Below are 19,412 nucleotides of genomic sequence, written 5' to 3'. Positions count from 1 at the left end.
GTGTGATTCTGATGTATTTTTGCAATGTAGAGGAATGTTTGGAGGTTGATGTCAGGTTTCTACTGTATAAAGTGCAACAGAGGCACCTAGCGCTATGCTAGGTGCCTCTGTTTATGAAAGTATGATACTAGTTTAGAGCTGAGCATTGGAGGTTACTCTTTGACTGAACCCATCACCAGACCTTTGACAAAAAACTTTTTTAGGAATAGTGAGAGGTAGAGCTCCACTACTCCCAATCGGTATTTATTTGACGGTCCAGCCGGAATGCATGTTACCCATGGCAATCGAAACTTATATGTCGATTATTTCCGGAGCGACGGGATTGTCATAATAATCTTGGAAGGTTTGATTTACCGTTGGATTGGCATTCGTGTTTGATAGTGAAAAGGCAGGCTCTTTCTCTGCGAACGCAGCTTTCGGAGGCAAGACGGAAACGTATAGTAACAAAGCTAAGCTACACAAAAGTGAATTACGGATCATTGATTATTGATTGATTCATCCTTTCGATAATAAAAATAAGGGGAAGTTTACACTCCCCCTTATTACTGCTTCTGAATTATTTTATTGCAGGATCGCTTTAGCTACGATAGCCATATCCTCAATATCAACCTTACCGTCTTTATTGACATCCGCTTTCACATTCCAACCCGCTTGACCTGGTTGTGTGCCATAGGCTGCAGCAACGATAGCCAAGTCTCCTACCGTGATTCCTCCTCCATTAACATCTGCAGTTATTTTCATGCTTTCAAACACTGCTATGGCTGTTGCTAATGTTGCTTTGGCAGTATCCACTTGCTCCTGCGTCGCATTCAAATCGTTTGCTGTCGTAGCTGCTGCATCGATAGCCGCTTGTAAAACAGCTTTGGAGCCAGCCGCATACAATCCGTCACTATTTCCTTCTACGGCAGCATTATACTTAGCCTGAGCGTTCTCGATCGTTGCATTCAACAGCGATTTATCCACTGGGATATTGATTTGAACCTCGGTTGAAGCTCCATCAATCGAGAGCTCATCCCCATCTTTGTTAGCAATAAACACATCACTCACAGAGATTGTCGTATTCACTGTATCGGCTGCAGCTTTAGCTGTAAACTTGAATGACAATACATCGCCTTGGGCAAGTACGTCTTGCGCTGCAGCTACGCTAGCTGCAACAATTCGGATTTGTCCCGGTACTTCCTCTTTGTGATCAATCACTTCAAATCCGTTTTTGAGCGATGTAACCGATTCAAACTTCAAAAGTTCCGAATCATAATGAAGCGTCACATCTTGCGCATACATGTGCTGGTATACACTTTGTGTAACACTGCTCAAGCCCATCGTTACATCAAATGTTTGACCAAGGAACACCTGCTCTACACCTGTCAATGTAGACTTAGGTGCTGCTTGCACAAATTCTGGCACAAATTTCATTTCTGACAAACCGACATTTGGCCCGCTTCCACCGGATACCTGGAATTTGACCCATGTCACCGTCTTGTCAGGGAAAGTTACAGAATAATCGCTCCCGTCATTCGGAATTCCTGATACCGTCATAGTGCTTCCGTCGCTGAAGGTAAGCGTTCCACCTGGCGCCCAGTCACTTGAATTGGACCGATCATTGAAGATAATCTTGTTAAACGTTTGACTCGTCGTCCAGTTCACCTGGATCCACGGATTCTTCTCTCCCTTGGACGCCCATTCGCCGCTGCCCGCTTGCCCTACGATACCATCGAACGCTTTGTCCGGAGTATAATCGGCACTGTATTGCGATGAAGCGGTAACTGTGGCGGTCTGCGTTGGGATCCTATCAACTGATACACTAACGCTTGTTGTCATAGGCACGCTATTGGGATTTAACACCCAACTTGGCAAGGTTACAGTCCCTGGTACTGTGAAGGTCTGCACCGTCTTGATAGCCGGATCGTAGCTAATGTCGCTTAAATCCCAAGTCACACTGGCATCCACATTTCCCGTATCGGTAACCAGTGCTACTTTTCCGGGCAATCCAAGAGCTGCCGCTGTCTTTTCCGTTCCTATGGTGGCTGATATCGAAGCAGGCTCTGTGATTCTGAGTAATGTTATCGGCGGAATGATATCCCGATATTCAGCTTGAATTCCTGCATTATTCATAATGTCCAATGCTTCCTGCGGCCAATTGCCATCACTTACAAGAACTGTATTCGTTGGTACAGCTTTGCTCGAAGACCCCGGAGCAGGATGACTTGCATAAGCGGATACATTCGTGTACGTATTGTTAATTGTATTCCGGACATCTTTGACAAGAAGCCAGGACGGCGTTTTATCAACCACATTATTTTCAACTTGATAGTAATTCGATCCCTCATCCAAATATAATGCTCCATATACTTTCACTTGATTTTTAATATAGTTATCAGAGATGATTGAACTAATAGAATTAGCTTTCTGATCTCCTAATGTATAGATCGCTCCGCCATCTGGCACTTCCTTCGTAACGTCATGGATATAGTTATGTTGGATTCGATTGTTTTTTGTACCGGTCTTATAACTCACCCAACCCCAACCAAGATGAATACCAGAGTATGGAACATGCCCTATTTCATTATAAAGAATATCCATATCCTGCGGCGTTGCAGCGCCAATCGCCGATGCAGACTTATATTCAACTCCAATATTAGTAATGTAATTGTTTATTATATCATTGTTTTTGAGCAAGTAACGCTCATCCGGATGCAGTGTATCATTCTCACTTCCCAGTATATTGATATCCGTGTAATCACCAACCTGAACACCATTACCCGAGATGTCCGTGAAGACAGAACCCCTGATCAAATTATGCTGCGATCCTGCATACATGTTAATACCGCTACCGCCAAGATGAGTGAAATTGGTTCTTTCGAATGTGACAAAATTAGCAAATTTCAACTCTACAGCTGCATCAACAATATATTCTCCTCCTTTGATAGTACCCCACTGTGCTTGTCTAATGACGTTATTTTGCGCATCCGCGTGTCCAGTATCGCCATTTGGCTTTAAGAAGGTACTATGCATAAAGGTAATGCCTTCGAATCGCAAATTCAGTATCGGATTTTCCACTGAACTGCCTTGTAACGTAACAAGCTGCTCCAGCTTGGCCGCTACCACATTGGCAGTCGACATATTTTCTCCCGCCTTAGGCTTGTAATATACCGTATAGGCTGTTCCGTCAATGGCGCCTGTTCGATCCAGATACCATTCACCCTCAGCATCTAACAATTCATAGGCGTTTTCATAATATTTCGGAGTTGTAGCGGATGATGAGCCTTTATTGGTAGCATAAAACCATCCTGGCTGTTTCATTTTAATAGAAGCAATATTTCCGTTTGTTGTGATAGATTCTACCCCGCTTCTTGGGTTCGTCCATTTATCAAAATATACCATTTCAAGATCACTGATATTTTTCCATGATGCTAAGAATGTATCGGTTGTCGTATGTCCGTTTACATTTTTGGTTGCATTTGATAGACCGCCATTACTTCTAGCTCTGATGGCACGTTCTCCATTGACATACAATTGTCTTGTCTCGAGAGATCCGCCCACGGATGCCTTGTAAATATTCTGGTCAGCATTATGCATCGTCCACCCTTGAATTTCCTTCCCGCCGCTTAGAACCGGTTTTTCATCTTCATATGCCTTATACACAATTTGATAACCATTCGCTCCTGAATCCACCTCGTTAAAAGCAACAGTATCGGCAAGATAATAGGTTCCACCCCGCAGGTAAACGATAATATCTCCTGTCATCGTAGCGTTTATGGAACGAACAGCATCGCGAGCCTTCACGATCGTTTTGAAGGGTTGTTCCAAAGTGCCAGGGTTAGAATCATTGCCATCTGGCGCTACATAGAAACTTTGCTGTACAACACGATCTACAACTTGAACCGTACTTTGAGCTTGAAAATGACCTTCTTCCGTAGTAGCCGTTATTGTTGCGGTTCCTAGACTTACGCCTGCGAGCAATCCAGTTGATCCATCAACATCTGCTATATTAGGATGACTGGATGTCCACGTGATATTACGATTAGAAGCATTTGCAGGTACCAACTGCGCTGATAACTGTATTTTTGTTCCTACCGTTACGTTTGTGGATACTTCACTCATCGTTATTCCTTCAACTGGCACACCCTTCACGGTCACCTCAGCGGTTGCTGAAAAAGCTCCTTCTACTGTCTGCGCTTTTATGATTGTCGTGCCTACGCTCTTAGCAAGCACTTTGCCACCTACACTTACAGAAGCCACTTCAGGATTACTTGAAGACCATATTACATTGGGATTATTTGCATTACTCGGCAGCACGGCATGCGTTAGCTGTACCATATCATGCAAATTAAGAGTTAAACTGGTTTGGTCTAGTGTTATACCTGTAACAGGTACGTAAGAAGTTGCTAATCTCTCTACTTTAATATTGTCATAATAAAAGACTCCCTGCGTTCCCCACTTCGCTACACCAATCTGTAAACCACCGACATTTGTGGCTGTTGTGTCTCTAAAACTACGCTGGGACTCTACTAATTCCCCATCGATATAAACATCGTATTTTTTTGATACAGTATTGATTTTCAATGCCAATTTATACCATTTTTTAGCTGAATATGAAGAAAGCACCTTTACCGTACCCTCATTAATTACAATCCTACCATCATGATATATATTAATTTCTGCGACAGTTTTTCCGTCATTGGATCTCACATTGAAATATGCAAGGGCATTCGTTTGCATCGCGTATATGTCTCCAGACACCGTTACGATATCCCCGAGGGATGTAATTATAGTTCTATTTGCCCCAAATGATTCAGCTAACGTGCGATAGGCTTTTGCGACATTGCCTTCTCCGCCAGTCGCAGTACTATTATCTTCCACCGTTAAAGTACCATTCCCGTTAAGAGACCAGTCCGCAGGTGTGCTTCCTACCTCTAAATCATCGAATTGGTCATTCAGTACAACTTCGGGTTGCTCTGATGCTGCTTTTACTTGCCCCGGAGAAATTGCAATCAAAGAAATGAGCAAACATAAACTCATAATGACACTTGTTAATTTAAATGCTTTCATAAGGATTTTATTCATCTCAAACCTCCAATTAATAAGTTGTTTCCCGCTGCTTGGGATTGCTTTCAAACCTCCGTAGTCGAAGCCAACAATATGAGTTTGATTTGACTTTCACCAAATAGATGATGCGTGTCACTGCGCACGCCTATTCCTTACTCCTGTTCAATTTGTAATCTAGTGCTCCAATCCTTCAATTAACATTAGCAGTGTCATCGATTGACCGTAAGGCATCGGACAAATCGGAATGTCGCGATATTGTTGGAGTGTACTGCCCATTCCGGTGCCATAAGATACGCCATGTACGACGCCGTCAGAATCGATCTTTGATACGACGGCGTTATACGCTTTCATACCAACCTCTCTATAGGATTCAGACAAATAACCTTTTCGTACTGCCTTTAAAATGCCATAAGCGAAAGCTGCGGTTGCGGACGTTTCTGTGTAAGAATTCGGATCGTCCAACAACGTATGCCACATGCCATCGTCCGCCTGCAATTCAGCAAGCTTGGACGCTTGCTGCTCCAATGCGGATAGAAGCAACTGCTCAATTGGCTTAGGAAGCTCTATCATTTCCAAGTAATCTACGAGACCTGCCGTGTACCAAGAATTGCCGCGAGCCCACAGAGCTTCGGCGAAGTGATGACGGCCGTTAAAGGTCCAACCGTGGAACAACAATCCCGTGCGGCGGTCAGTTAAATATTTGAGATGAAGCAGGAACTGATAAATGCTTTCATCAATGTAGCTTTTCTTTTCAAGCAACAGACCCATCCGACAAACGAACAGCACAGTCATATATAACGTATCGTCCCATAGCTCGCCTTCGTTTAAATGGCCTGAAACGACGTGCTGAATGCCGCCTTCCACTGTTCTTGGCATCTCCGCCACCGCATACTCAGCCCATTCCCGGCACAGTTCCATATAATCCTCTCGTCCGGTTTCCTCGGCCAGGAAGCTTAGCGTCAGCATCGGGCACATCGTGTTCACGTTCTTGGAGGGAAGGCCCTCTGCAATTCTTCGGTCAAACCAATCAATTAAATACTGCTTTATATCCTGTCTGCTTGTCTTTCGATAGTATAAGTAGAGGGAAAACAGACCCACACCCTGCGGCCATTCCCAGTTCTCCATGGATATAATACCGATCGGACAAGTTTCTTCTACAACGCCGCCTTTTAAATGCTTGAGCTGTCCGATTACTCTTTCGATTATGGTATTAGCCTCTGTCTTGGAAAGATCGATCGTTTCATTCATTACTCTTCACCGCTTTCTATTTTATTGGGATCAAGGATAAGCTCTACTAGCTTCCTGTCTCCTTCGAACAATGTTGCACATCTAATTTCCATATAACTTTCTCGAGGAACCTCTCCATCTTTATAAGAAGCCTCAACAAGACGCAGTTTAGCTGCAAGAGCTGTTGCTTCACTTAAGCTGCTTATGCCGTCCGCATAATAAATCGCCCAGCCGCACTCCAGCCTCGGCTGCTGCAGGAGCTTCGATTCTCCGGTATAAAGTACTTGCCTTAATCTAAGCGTATCGCCGTCCATCACGGGATGAAGTGTAGGAATTCGGCGAGTAAGATCACCGTATGCAATGCCGATCAGCGGTGCTATCAACACTGTCGACTGAGGATAATGCAGGATCGTCCATTCTCGTCCATCTGCTCCTAGTACTGTCCGCAGCTCGCCTGTCCAGCGATTCACGACCCACTCATCGGAAAGCTCGCTTACTTTGTTGTGAATTCGGCTCATACTGCGCACGACCAATACAGCATGGTTCTCCTGAACCGACCTGAGCTGGGTATCCGGATACCACGATTCCCGAAACAATGCTGGTCCTAAATACGCCTTCTGGTAGGCAGCGGGATGGGTTCTTACGCTTTCACCTTCATTAGCATACCAGCGCAGGTATGAGATCTGATGCCCTTCTACAGCAAGCGATACCGGATATGATTGCCAAGCTAAGCCCCAAGTCGGGTATTGATAGGAGCCTGCGATGACCGGGAATCGGTTCACGCTGCCCATTCTCCCCGTTAAACCAACCCATGTATATGCATAGCTCGAATCCATGATACGTTCAGTCCGACTCCGCAAAGTCGGCAGCTTCAAGTTAGGCTTTTCCGTCCAGAGTTTCTCCTCGAATAACAGATAAGACAAGCCGTTCCATAAACTGCCGCCAGTCTCCGCTTCGACTGATTCGCTCGTTTCCAAACCGGCTAATCTCCACATCAAGCTGCTTGGGTGCAGCTCGCCTTGATCATTATAGCTACGGATGGTTGGCACAAACTCATACCCCTCATGAAAACGAACGTAATCCTCCAGTCCGTCCATCACCCTTCGAATCCCATCCTGCAGTCCATGGTCCTTAGCATGCAAGGAAACTTTGGCAATTTGAAGTGCATTCATTATGACCTGAATATAGATCAAGCTGATGTTCTCGCCCCAGCCCCAGCCTCGGCGATACGTATATTCCATCCATCGCTCGAAGAAGGCTATGCCTGCTTGATAGTGTTGTGGCAAGCTGCGGATTTTCGAAATAGCGAGCAAAAGTGCGCCATCGCTCACGATTTTATTGGAATAATACAAGCTCGGTTCCTTTAACTCATGCTCGAACCAATCTGCACCGTGATCCAGCATTTGATCCAGAAGCTCACGATGAGTGGCAGGAACTTGTTCTTCCATATAAAGCCGTAGCACAACCAATGGCATTAGAATAAAGAAGGCTGCATTCGAGTCGTTGACTCTTGTTTCTTCTCGGTACCAACGAAAGGCTCCATAATGCGGACTCATCTTGTCCGTGATCTGTAATTCAGCAAGCGACTGGAGGATTTGCAATCCTTGCGCCTCTTCTAGTACTCCCAGTGCAGTACCAATTGCATAATACGCAGCGGTGGAGCGCCCGTCATGCGCTTCCTGAACTTGGGAGCCTTCAGCCGTATGTCCCGGCTTGCCCAGATTCACAAGACCGTCCTCTAACCTGAGCATGCAGCCGAACTGCTCCCACATTTCCCGCCAAACCCGTTCCGTATGCAAATTCATACCTGGTCCTCACTCCAAACATGTTATTTAGTTCAATCTTTCGGAATGCCTTTTCTGTGCATACGGAATAGAGGGACCAACGGATGTTTTGTCCCTCTATTCCAATGATTTAAATCTCAATCGAATGTTCGGCTTCGTGTGTTAATCAATTTTAACTGAGTAAATATCTTTCATCAGAATGGCGTTCTCTTTATTGTTCGCATACCAGTCGGCATACCACTCGTCAACCTTCAGTCCGCCTGCCTTCTCCCAAAAAGCTTTGGATTCGGCAATCGCCTGTTCAACCGTATATTTGCTTCCTCCAATCAGTGCCTGCTGGGAGTAGCTCGTCATTTGTTCTGACGTATTGGTCACAATCAACTGAAGATCTTTTGGCAATGAAGGGGCATGCTCTCCATGCGTAAAGTCCGCCATTGGCGCGTCTGGGTTCAAATAAAGCTTCTCCGCAGCTGTATACAACTCCAGATATTCCGCATCGAAAGGATCGTTAAGATTCAACTTGTAACGTATGTGACTAATGTCGCCAAGAACAGCTGCAGAGGTTGACATACGTAAGTCACCCATAAAGTCTACCTCTTTTTTACTTTTTTCCAGATCAACGAGAATCGGAACACCTTCGCCATCTAGATTGTAATGCTCGCCCTCCAGTCCAAAATTAAGTGTCATCATGGTTGATCTTTTGTTGAGGAAATCCATATATTTGATGACTGCGACTGGATCTTTAGTGTTTGCGTTTACGGCAGCAATTGCCTGAATCGGGTTGTTGACAACCGGTCCGAATTGCCCGAACTCGCTGGCAGGCAAACCGATTACCGCGAACTTCGCATTTGGATCATTGGCTCTAAGGGCCTTTAAGGTAGCGTAGGCCTCGCCTCCATTGGAGCCGTAGATTCCCAACTTGCCGTTAATGAAATCTTGCTTAGACTTTTCACCATTTTTGTCCGTCAGAAAATCCTTATCGATCAACCCGTTATCATACATCTTTTTAACAAAGTTATTTTTGGCTATTTTGTTCTCCCAAGTCGGTACGAGTTGGTCATCCTGAATTTTATAGTTTACAGCTTGAAACATATTGGTAAGCATTTGATCGCCCACGAAGGTTACGTTCATGCTCAATGTGTCGGCTTTGTTATTACCGTCAGGGTCTTGCTTGACAAATGCTTCAGCCACCTGATACAATTCGTCAGTTGTTTTCGGAGCTTCCATTCCAACTTTCTCTAGCCAATCGGTACGAATGATAAATAGATGGTTAATGCCCTGACCGTTTAAACGCGCGAATTCATATATATTTCCGTCGGGACGGGTCGTAACCTTACGCATGATCGGGTATTTATCGAGTAATTCCTTATATTCAACACTATGCTCATCGATCAGCTCGTTCAATGGCATTAGTTGCTTCTGGTTGATCAGCTCGTTGCGATAAGATGTGTCATATTCGAAAATAACATCTGGAGCGTTTCCAGAAGCAAACATCACATTGAACTTCTCCTTAGACTCCCAGCGCGGAACAGGAATAAATTTCACATCGGCCGGTCCATTATCGTTGACCCACTTCGTCCAACTATTCTTGTCGATGGTGCCTTGCTCCGGCGGCACTGAGCCCCGGTCATAAATGGAGACGGAGATGCTTCCGCGTTTTTCTGATTCTACTTTGTCTGGTGCTTCCGGTGCATTCGTTGCGGAGTTGCCTGGGTTGTTTGCTCCTGAAGAGCAAGCGCTCAACAGCAATGCAGTGCCCAGCAGCAGACCACTCATTTTTTTTGCTTTAGAAATTTTTAACATATACAGATCCCCCTAATGGATTAATTTCTTTATCCTTTTATAGCTCCAATCATGACACCCTTAACAAAATGCTTTTGAACAAATATATAAAACACTAGCATGGGAGCTACCATAATCATGACGCCTGCTGATTGAAGCGTTTCCGGGGTCATTTTCATAATATCTTCCGGCTGTAGGCTTGTCAGTTCTTGCATCATGGATTGGCTTCGAATCATTTGCTGCACCAAGACGGTCAAATTATATTTGCTCGGTTCGTTCATAAAAAGCAGTACACTCATAAACTGATTCCAGAAACCAACCGCGTAGAACAGCGTCAATGCGGCCAATACCGGTACTGACAATGGCAGCACGATCTGAAATATCAATCTCCATTCCCCGCAACCGTCGATTCGGGCTGCCTCTTCCATTTCTGCTGGCATACTTTCAAAGGACGTCTTTAGTACCAGCATATTGAATACGCCAACGAGCGCCGGCAGCCATAATGCGGAATAGCTATTGATCAACCCAAGCGACTTGATTAGAAGATAACCTGGAATCATGCCGCCCGAGAACAGCATCGTGAATACGATGGCCAATGAGAAGAAGCGCCTGCCGTACATGTCTCTCCTAGATAGCGGATAAGCGGCCATTATCGTGAAGGCCATGCTGAGCATGGTACCGACAACTGTAATGACGACATTATTTTTGAATGCGTTTACAATGTCACTGCCGGAAATGAGTTGCTGATACGACTCCAGCGTCCAATTAATCGGCATGAATACGACTTTGTTGGAAATGACTGATTGCGCATCACTTAGTGACAATGCGAAAATATGGATAATTGGTAAAACGCAGCTTAAACTGAGAAGAAATAACATGATATAATTGCAAGTATAAAATACTTTTTCACCGAACGAAGCTCTCATCGCAACCGGACCTCCTTACCATATGCCTTGCCCGAACTTCCGGGCAATTGAATTTGTTATAAGTACCAATATAAGTCCGATCAACGATTCAAAGAAACCCATTGCGGCGGTAAGGCTGAATTGAAGCTGCAGCAATCCAATCTTGTATGAATAGGTGCTAATAACTTCGGAAATATCATATACTGCCGAATTTTGCAGCATGTAAACTTGATCAAAACCGACCTCCATGATGCTTCCTACTGAAAGAATAAAAACGATAACAATAGTCGGCGTTATGCCAGGCAGCGTAATATTCCATATTTTCTTCCATTTCCCTGCTCCATCTATGCTTGCCGCTTCGTATAAGCTTGTATCGATTGCAGAAAGCGCTGCCAAATAAATGATTGCGCTCCATCCTACCCCTTTCCAAATACCCGACCCGATAAAAATCGCCAGCCACGATCCTTTATTGTATAGGAAAGCGAATGGTTCCGGCATCCATTCCGCCGTCAGCAGATCGTTGATAACACCCTCATTTGCAAAGATTGTTATTACAATTCCGGATACAATAACCCAAGAAAGGAAATGCGGCATATAGACTAACGTCTGCACATAACGTTTGAACCAGACACGGCGTACTTCATTCAACATGATAGCTAAAATAATAGGAAACGGAAAACCGATAAACAGACTCATCAGGCTAAGCACTAGCGTGTTCTTAATAATCTGAAATGATTGCGGGTTAGTAAACAGTGTCTTGAATTGCCCGAATCCGACCCATGGACTACCTAATATGCCCTCTGCAAAGTTATAATCCTTAAAGGCAATAACAAGTCCTCCCATAGGAGCATACTTGAATATAAGGAAATAACAAATTACAGGAATAAACATAATAAAGTAAGGAATATTTTGTTTGAGTCTTTTTCTGTCAGCGCTTAGCTTCTGACTCCAACCAACGCGATGTATCGCTGACTCTTCCACCGTACTCAAGTGACTCACCTCTTTCAGTTTCATATTACAGATTGCGCGATCTATATTCCCACAATACGGCCAGCAGACTGGCTTTGCAATCCGCGTGATTCTTTCACGTACACAATTTTCAGATTGAGGCAGATACCGCCCTGTTAGCGGTATCCTGGCTGCGTCAAAACGAGTAATACACCTTTTTCCGTGGATTGCAGTTCATAACGAAATACCGTAAAAGCGATTCGGGATTATTTCAATTGCTTTTTGAAGTCTCCGGGCGTCATGCCGGTTAGCTTCTTAAATACTCGTATGAATGAAAACGAATGGAGATAGCCAACCTTGACCGCGATCTCTTGAATTGGCAGCGAACTGTTCTCCAACATTTCCCTCGCCTTCTCGATGCGAATACCCGCCAAATAGTCAACAAACTTTTCACCGAACTCTTCTTTAAACATATGGCTAACATGCTTCGGATTTAATGCAAAAGCTTCGCTCAAGTGATTCAGTGACAAGTCCGGATTGTCATAATTTGCAATAATATAGTTGCGGACATCTTTCATGACTCCGGAGAAGTTGCGGCTTCTCCGTAATTCGGTCATCTTTGCGCTTGCTTCGCACATAACGATTTTGACGCCGTCTCTCAGTTCCTCAAATGTTTCAAATTTTTCAAGCCGCTTGATTTGAGGCAACGCTTCATTAAACCAGATGCTCTGGTATTCAGCGTGCATTTCCATCACTTCCCCTGATATTTGGTAAATCAAATAATCGATCTGATGCTGAAGCTCCGTTCTGGGCGCGACATAGCTGCGAAGCTCATTCATAAACTGGTCGTATGCGGCTTCCCAATTCGGCTCACCGAGCTTGTAGGCATGGACGATACTCCGAATATCCGCTACTGCAACGCGGTTGACGCTATGGTTGCTAATGGGGATTTCCCATTGCGCGATCACTCGATTTATGCCCAGCGTCATCTTGTATTGCAGCGCATGCAGCGCAGATTCATAGGAAGTGCTAATTTCATCCGGCGTTTCCGCCAAGGTCCCTAATCCAATAGTGATCGCGAAATCGACATTGCCCTGAATCCACTCCAAAATCTGTTGGACACAGATCGCAGCATCCTCCACTGTTTTTCGTTCATCCATTTGCAGAAATGCGCACCATCTGTTCACCTCAAGCCATTCACCGAATATGTCGATGTTCTGATGCTGCACAATTTCCGCTGCTACATTGGCTAGCAGAAATTTCAGTAGTGACTGGTCGCGTTTCGTATACATGCTGCAAAACTCTGTATACCGGTCAATCTCAATGACAACGGCCACCGCTCTGCCGCTATCTTGCTTCCATCCGAATCGTTTCGAAATGTGCAGCCAGTCGGAGCCGTCAGAGTTATGGAATTCTCCCTCCAATGTTTCCATGACCCACTGCCGCTTGCGGATGCGCAAGTGTTCGTCGCGCTGGTTCAGCAATTCGTCGGCTTGCTCAATAATGCCATCTAGAACGCTTTCGATAAAAGTAAATTCATCCTTCCCTCCACCTTTCAGCAGTTGTTCCGCCTTTAGTTCGGCGTACACCCGCAGTCGGTTGATCAGCGCCTCCAATGGCCGGGAATGTCGCTTTGAAATGTAGACGATGTAGACTACCGCAACCATAATGGCAACAATGCCGCTCCAGAGGAGGATATAATTGAGGCCTGATGCTAAGTAGTAGAAGCCTTTCCCTCCAAAGTTGCTTTGAATAATCCATCCTGTGTAGTCCGACCGCATCTCGGTAATTCCCTCAATATTTTCGGAGCCTTCCTGAACTGCCAGCAGCAAGTTTCCTTCGCGGTCGATTATTTTGCTTTGGATGAACTTGGTTCCAAGCATTTCCCCCGCGATATCCTGCAAAGCCTTAATCCTGACATTGATAACAACAATGCCGAGGTCACCGGCCGGAAGCGGCGTTCGCTTCACTAGTGATACAACGCCTATCGGCTGCTGGTTAGCCAGCTCACTATACATTCGGCGGCCTGTCCATGTGGAGCCTTGGCCCGTTTCAAGAAAGGATTGAATAAACCGCTTGTCCCCGAATTCGGTTAGTGGAATAGTCGCGTTGTTGCTCAATACCATGCTATCCTCCCAGCGGACCATATAGATGGAATGAATAGATGTATATCGGGTAGCAATATCCCCTAATTTCTTAGAAGGGATTAACATCAATTTATAAGGATCATCTTTGAGTGTTCTGTTGTAATAATTTTGTATTCCGCCTGTCTCCATCATCTCTTTAATCATCATTTTCTCAATCGATTGCAGCTCACGATCCACGACCTCCAGCGCGTAGGCTGCGGAACCCTCGTTGACGGTAAGCGCGGCTCTGCGCGTCAACTCTCCCATACTGAAGAAAGAAACGGCAATCAGAAACGAAATGATAATGAGGAATACGGGCAAGTAAGAAAATAACAGCTTATTGAACCATGTTTTTTTCATAGGCATAATTGGTATAATATCCTCCTTATTCATTACCGTTTCTTCGAGTTTAGCATGCATGGAACTTCTTGCCACTAACATTTTGATACACATATTTCTGATCAATGCACAATTATCCTGATTATTGGCTATTTTTTTCTTTAATATGATAAATTTGAAGAACAAACGAAAAAATCCCCCTTCGCATCGGCGAGAGGGGATAGCCACTATTGACCTAATAAAATTTTCGCATACGGAGAATCAATTGGTATCATGATGACCGGTTCATTTTTTAAAGTAGTCGCATAGCTCTCTAGCGTTCGGTAAAAATTGTAGAACTGTGGATCAGTGCCGTAAGCTTTGTTATAGATAACTGCAGCTTCACGTTCACCTTCAGCAACGATTTTTTTCGCGTCAGCTTGTGCTTGTGCTAATAGCTCCGTCGCCGTGCGATCTGCTTTGGAAGTAATTTTGCGCGACTCCTCATCACCCTCGGACAAGTAGCGCGCTGCGATCGATTGGCGATCCGAAATCATCCGATTGTATACACTTTGCTTATTTTCCTCCGGTAAATCAGTACGTTTAATGCGAACATCGATAATTTCAATACCATAATTATCACGTGTCAGCGCCGTTACAACATCCTTCGTAATTTCATCGTTAATATTGCCACGGGCTGTGTTCTCACTAATGATATTATCGTAATTGACCTCTGATAGCTTACGTCGAACAGAGTTGTACACTGCCTCATCGATCCGCTGAATACCGCCGCTAACCGATTGCACCGTTCTTAAAAATTGCGATGCATTCGTGATGCGCCATACCGTATAGTTGTCTACTACGATAGGCTTCTGATCCTTCGTCAGAATCGTTGTCGGAGTACTTTCATATGTCATTTGATATTTAGGTAGCGTTGATACGTTCTCAATAAACGGAAGCTTAAATTTAAGGCCTGGCTCTGGTACAGCTCTCATTGCCTCTCCAAATCGAAGCACGACCTTATACTCGCCTTCCTTCACAATATACATCGAGCCTGAGCCCAAAATAACGACAACCAGCACAATAATGATCGTTAACCATTGGTTTCTTTTCATTGTGCTTCACCTCCTTGCGGAGCTTCTGCAACAGGCGGCGTTGATGCCGGCGGCGTTGTTGTGCTGCCCGATCCGCTGCGCAGCAATTCATTTAACGGCAAATAGTTGACGGTATCACTATTTGAATTCGTAATAAAGATTTTGGCGTTCGGCAATATTTTTTCAAGCGTCTCTAGCACCAGACGGCTTTGGGTAACATTCGGATTTTTTTTGTACTCACCGAATATCGCATTAAACTTAGCTACGTCACCCTCCGCATTCAGGATACGAGATTTCTTCTGTCCTTCGGCATTTTCAAGAAGCGCTTGCGCCTCTCCCCGCGCTTTCGGAATTCGGTCGTTCTCATACTTCGCGGCGTTATTAATTTTTGTGCTTTTCTCCTCACGCGCATTCGTAACTTCACGGAAGGCTTCAGCCACTTGACCGCTTGGCGGCTCAATATCTTGGAACTTAATATCAATAATTTGTATGCCTGTTTTGTACTTGGTCTGCAGCTCAATCAGCTTCTCACGAACTTTGTCTTGGATTACTGTTTTACCGTCCGTAATCGCATAATCAAGCTTCTCCGAGCCGATTACTGCACGAATCGAGGAGCTTGCCGCATTACGCAGAAACTGCTCGGCATCCGAAATATTATACAAATAATCATGTATGTTGCTAATCTTCCACTGAACAACCGCATCTGCTGATACGATGTTTTCATCGCCAGTGATCATCATTGCTTCCTCTTCTACAGGAATCGCTTCCGATCCCTCTTGACGGTAACCAATGTGAATCCGTTGTGTCAGCTCCGCTTTTACTGTGATGACCTCTTGAATCGGATAAGGCCATTTAAAATGAAGACCTGCTGACGTTTCGTTCGAGTATTTACCAAAAGTAAGAATAGCAGCACGTTCTTGCTCTTGCACCGTGTAAAAAGATGTGGTTCCCAAATAAATGACAACAATAGCAGCAATGACACCGAATACGATTTTCTTCACCGTACTTAGCTGCAGCTCCGGCGGCCTGCGACCGCTCATACTATGATTCTCACCCAAATTCTGATTTTGATCATTAAAGCTCAATGAAATCTCCCCTTTCAAGCGTACTATGTATAACTCTAAGGGATAATACGCAAAAGAGCGGAAAAGGTCACCGAATTTGTCATATTTTTCTTAAATATCCTTATAAACAATGATTCCCTTCGTTTTTCTCCAATTTAATCGTGTCCACTCCATAAATCTCGAACGACTATCCCCTTAGAGGAATTTATGCCCATTCTTTCAAATGATGCGATTAAATTCCCGGGCGATAAATCCAATAGGACCAGACCACTTAGTAAAAGTGGTCTGGTCCTAATTTCTAGCTTATTAAATGAATAGATCCTTTTGAACGCTTAAGCTTAACGTAACAATTTCAGCTGGTCGAACCAGCACGTCTCTCAAATCGGCTTTCTCTAAACGCTGCTCCAAAATGTTGCTCCGGCTTATGTCCGTCATTTCAAACGAAGGGATTACTGATAAATTTTGCGGGTCGGCGGATAGATTATACCAACGCGCGATCACATCACCCGTTTCCTCCGATACTTTAAGAGAGGAAAATGCCAGCTTCTCTCCCTGCCATTCCATGAAGGAATGAACCGCTGGAAGTTCTCCCTTCTGAATCCCGATTTGCTTTACTGTCCATGGCACCTGGAATTGATAGGCTTCCATCATCGATGCTGCAGCGCCGCAGCAAATCGCTTCCTCCTTACCTGCCGGCGTTTCCACTGGGAAAGGTATGATTTCAAACTTTACTGTATGTTCCCCGGTGCACTGGGCCTCGGGCGTCGGGAAATATCCCCAATCCCCCAATTCTCCTACTGCACGGAGCAGGGTAACCGCAATGGTACCGCTCCCGTCTTGAAGCACCTCGTATTCATTTAATCCAAGGTTAGCAATCGTCAATCCCTGCTTGTCGCAGGTAATCGTGACGAAGGCCTGCTGATGTTGGCAATTACTCGGGTTTTTCCATTCCTGCGAAGGCGTATTCCCCCGTTCCACCACTTCAAATATAGAATCAGCCAAATGACTTCGGACATTGAAGCCCGTTGGGAACAAGACGCGTAAACGATGATCGTGAGCCTGGTTATTGAAAGTGGTTTCTACCTGTACTCCATAGCCTTCTTTGTCCAGCGACACCTTTGTCGTTATTTGAAATGGAATTAGAACATCTGATCTTCCCGATTTTCTTCCAGTGAACCAGATGAGCTCTTGTCTCTCCCGCTCCAACAAGGAATCTGCCGACTTAGGAATCATTATCGTATGACTGATCTCAAATGTCGCTCTATATGGCGTATCTTCAAGCACTCTAACTCCAGCATGCTGACCTTTGGTGTTAATAGACACATCTTCATCCGGCTGACGATACATATATTCGTTGCCAATATCTCCTGTATCCTCAAACACACATAAGCCTTGCAGTATGGTATCCGTCCGTTTATCGGTAATCGTTAGAGACCCATCGTTCTCAATGGTTACAGACAAATGCTCATTTTGCATCGTACGGTTTCCTGTAAGTAGGGATCCCTCATTTCCCGGCAGCGCGCTAGAGCTGCTGCCCCGAATCAATGCATAGGTTTTATAACCGAGAGCCGGCACCTGAACGGCTTCAAACCGCACTTGAACCTTTCTTGCAAAATAAGGCTGGCGAAATCGGTCCTCAGGAAGATCATAGCCGAACTGTACCCCAAGATCCTCGATACTGCAGTTGACCTCCCGGCCTTCCAGATCAACAAGGAGCAGATTTTCCGTCTGGATCTCCTTCAGCTCTTGTTTCATGGCATCAAAGCCCATTCCGCTGTTAAAATAGATGCGCTTCAATTCAACCTCTGCCGTTACGATGCCGGTACGTACCCAACCGGTCGTATTGGTTACGAGAAGAGGCATCACCGCTTCTCCGAATGAAGCAAAGCTGATTGTGTCGATCTTCGGCGCGAGTGCTGAGAGGCTCTCTTCAATAATCGATTCGGCAATATGCCTGCTTTTGGCAAAGCGGGTCACCATCTCGGAATGAACCTCATCCACGCTGCAGCCGCAAATGCTGTCATGAGGATGGTTCTGCATTAAGGTTTTCCATGCGTAAGTGAACAGATGGTGCGGATAAGTCTGTCCGGTTAAGTAAGCGAATGCCGCTACAGGCTCTGCTACTTTCTCCAGCAGCGCTTGGCCTAGTTGGTTCATTTGTTTAATGTATATTCGCGATGATGCCGTATTGACCAGCGTTGACCAGCCGTCCGTATGCTGGCTCCGAAGCTCTCCCTTCACGACTGATAGCCGTTCGGGTAGTGAATCTTTGACAGCTTCAATGTAATCATCGAAATTACTATGGACGAATTTCATTTCCGGCAGAAGCTCCTGCGCTGTCCGGATCGCTTCCGCAACATCGGTCTGAACCGGCTGATGATCGCATCCATTCATCATGAGCCAATGAGGTGTTGAAGCGTATTCAGAAACGTCCTTCAGCTTACGGTTCCAATAATTCAAAGCCGCTTCACGCTCAACAGGAATTTCATTACCGTTGCTGTACCAATTAGCGAACAAAATGCCTAGCACCCGCGAACCGTCCGGCGCTTCCCAAATCATCTCGGAGAAAGGGGATTCGTATGCCTCGGATTTCGATACCTCATTATTGAAGCCAGTCGGTTTTACGCCGCGGCCGAAAACAGCATTGTCGATACCTGCTTGAAGCATCAGTTGAGGCGCTTGCCCGATATTCCCAAACGAATCTGGAAAATAGCCGACTTTAGCAATCGCTCCATACCGCCCGGCATCCCTGTGTCCATACAATAAATTACGTACGTTTGCTTCGCTGCTCGTCAAAAACTCATCCTGCAAAATATACCAAGGGCCTATATGAATACGGCCTTCGCGAATGAACCGCTCAACAATCTCTTGCTTCTCCGGACGAATTTGCAAATAATCTTCCAGAATGATGGTCTGACCATCGAGATGGAAACTTTTAAAATCCAGATCCTGCTGCAGCGTCTCTAGTAATGAATCCATTAGTTTAACTAGCCGCACATGGTGCTTCTCGTAGGGCAAATACCATTCACGGTCCCAGTGGGTGTGTGAAATGATATGCACGGTATTGGACTTTGTCAAATTAACCTTCTCCAATCTAGATTAAATGTCCCTTATCTAT

Annotated in this window: 10 protein-coding genes; all 10 read right to left on the bottom strand. The window is 45.1% G+C overall.

Features of this window, described 5'->3' with window-relative positions:
* Window positions 1-561 precede the first annotated feature (561 nt).
* Entirely contained in the window at window positions 562-5,064 is a 4,503-nt protein-coding gene (locus AC0YN6_RS07950; RefSeq protein ID WP_475746133.1) for a DUF7402 domain-containing protein, read from the bottom strand.
* 156 nt (window positions 5,065-5,220) lie between these two features.
* Window positions 5,221-6,294 carry a beta-galactosidase BglB gene (bglB, locus tag AC0YN6_RS07945; protein WP_475746132.1) on the bottom strand — a complete coding sequence of 358 codons (1,074 nt, stop codon included), beginning with the start codon at window positions 6,292-6,294 and terminating at the stop codon, window positions 5,221-5,223.
* The gene (locus AC0YN6_RS07940) at window positions 6,294-8,078 is read right to left on the bottom strand and encodes a hypothetical protein (protein ID WP_475746131.1); all 1,785 of its coding nucleotides are present in this window, start codon (window positions 8,076-8,078) and stop codon (window positions 6,294-6,296) included. The genes bglB and AC0YN6_RS07940 overlap by 1 nt, the downstream gene beginning before the upstream one ends.
* A 141-nt stretch (window positions 8,079-8,219) precedes the next feature.
* Window positions 8,220-9,860 (bottom strand): extracellular solute-binding protein, encoded by a 1,641-nt coding sequence (locus tag AC0YN6_RS07935; protein WP_475746130.1) that lies wholly within the window; start codon window positions 9,858-9,860, stop codon window positions 8,220-8,222.
* A 29-nt stretch (window positions 9,861-9,889) separates the two neighbouring features.
* Window positions 9,890-10,765 carry a carbohydrate ABC transporter permease gene (locus tag AC0YN6_RS07930; RefSeq protein WP_475746129.1) on the bottom strand — a complete coding sequence of 292 codons (876 nt, stop codon included), beginning with the start codon at window positions 10,763-10,765 and terminating at the stop codon, window positions 9,890-9,892.
* Between the two features lie 15 nt (window positions 10,766-10,780).
* Window positions 10,781-11,635, bottom strand: coding sequence for an ABC transporter permease (locus AC0YN6_RS07925; protein ID WP_475746299.1), 855 nt, complete (start codon window positions 11,633-11,635; stop codon window positions 10,781-10,783).
* Between the two features lie 323 nt (window positions 11,636-11,958).
* Window positions 11,959-14,184: a helix-turn-helix domain-containing protein gene (locus tag AC0YN6_RS07920; protein ID WP_475746128.1), complete on the bottom strand. Its 2,226-nt coding sequence runs from the start codon at window positions 14,182-14,184 to the stop codon at window positions 11,959-11,961.
* A gap of 200 nt (window positions 14,185-14,384) precedes the next feature.
* Entirely contained in the window at window positions 14,385-15,251 is an 867-nt protein-coding gene (gene hflC, locus AC0YN6_RS07915; RefSeq protein WP_475746127.1) for a protease modulator HflC, read from the bottom strand.
* Window positions 15,248-16,315: an FtsH protease activity modulator HflK gene (gene hflK, locus AC0YN6_RS07910; RefSeq protein ID WP_475746126.1), complete on the bottom strand. Its 1,068-nt coding sequence runs from the start codon at window positions 16,313-16,315 to the stop codon at window positions 15,248-15,250. The genes hflC and hflK overlap by 4 nt, the downstream gene beginning before the upstream one ends.
* Window positions 16,316-16,600: 285 nt before the next feature.
* Window positions 16,601-19,372, bottom strand: a complete 2,772-nt coding sequence (locus AC0YN6_RS07905; RefSeq protein ID WP_475746125.1) for an alpha-mannosidase — start codon at window positions 19,370-19,372, stop codon at window positions 16,601-16,603.
* Between the last annotated feature and the right edge of the window lie 40 nt (window positions 19,373-19,412).

This window comes from Paenibacillus sp. J22P15, from assembly GCF_056269345.1.
Note: the sequence above shows the minus strand (reverse complement) of the source record. Positions and strands in the feature narration are given on the sequence as shown.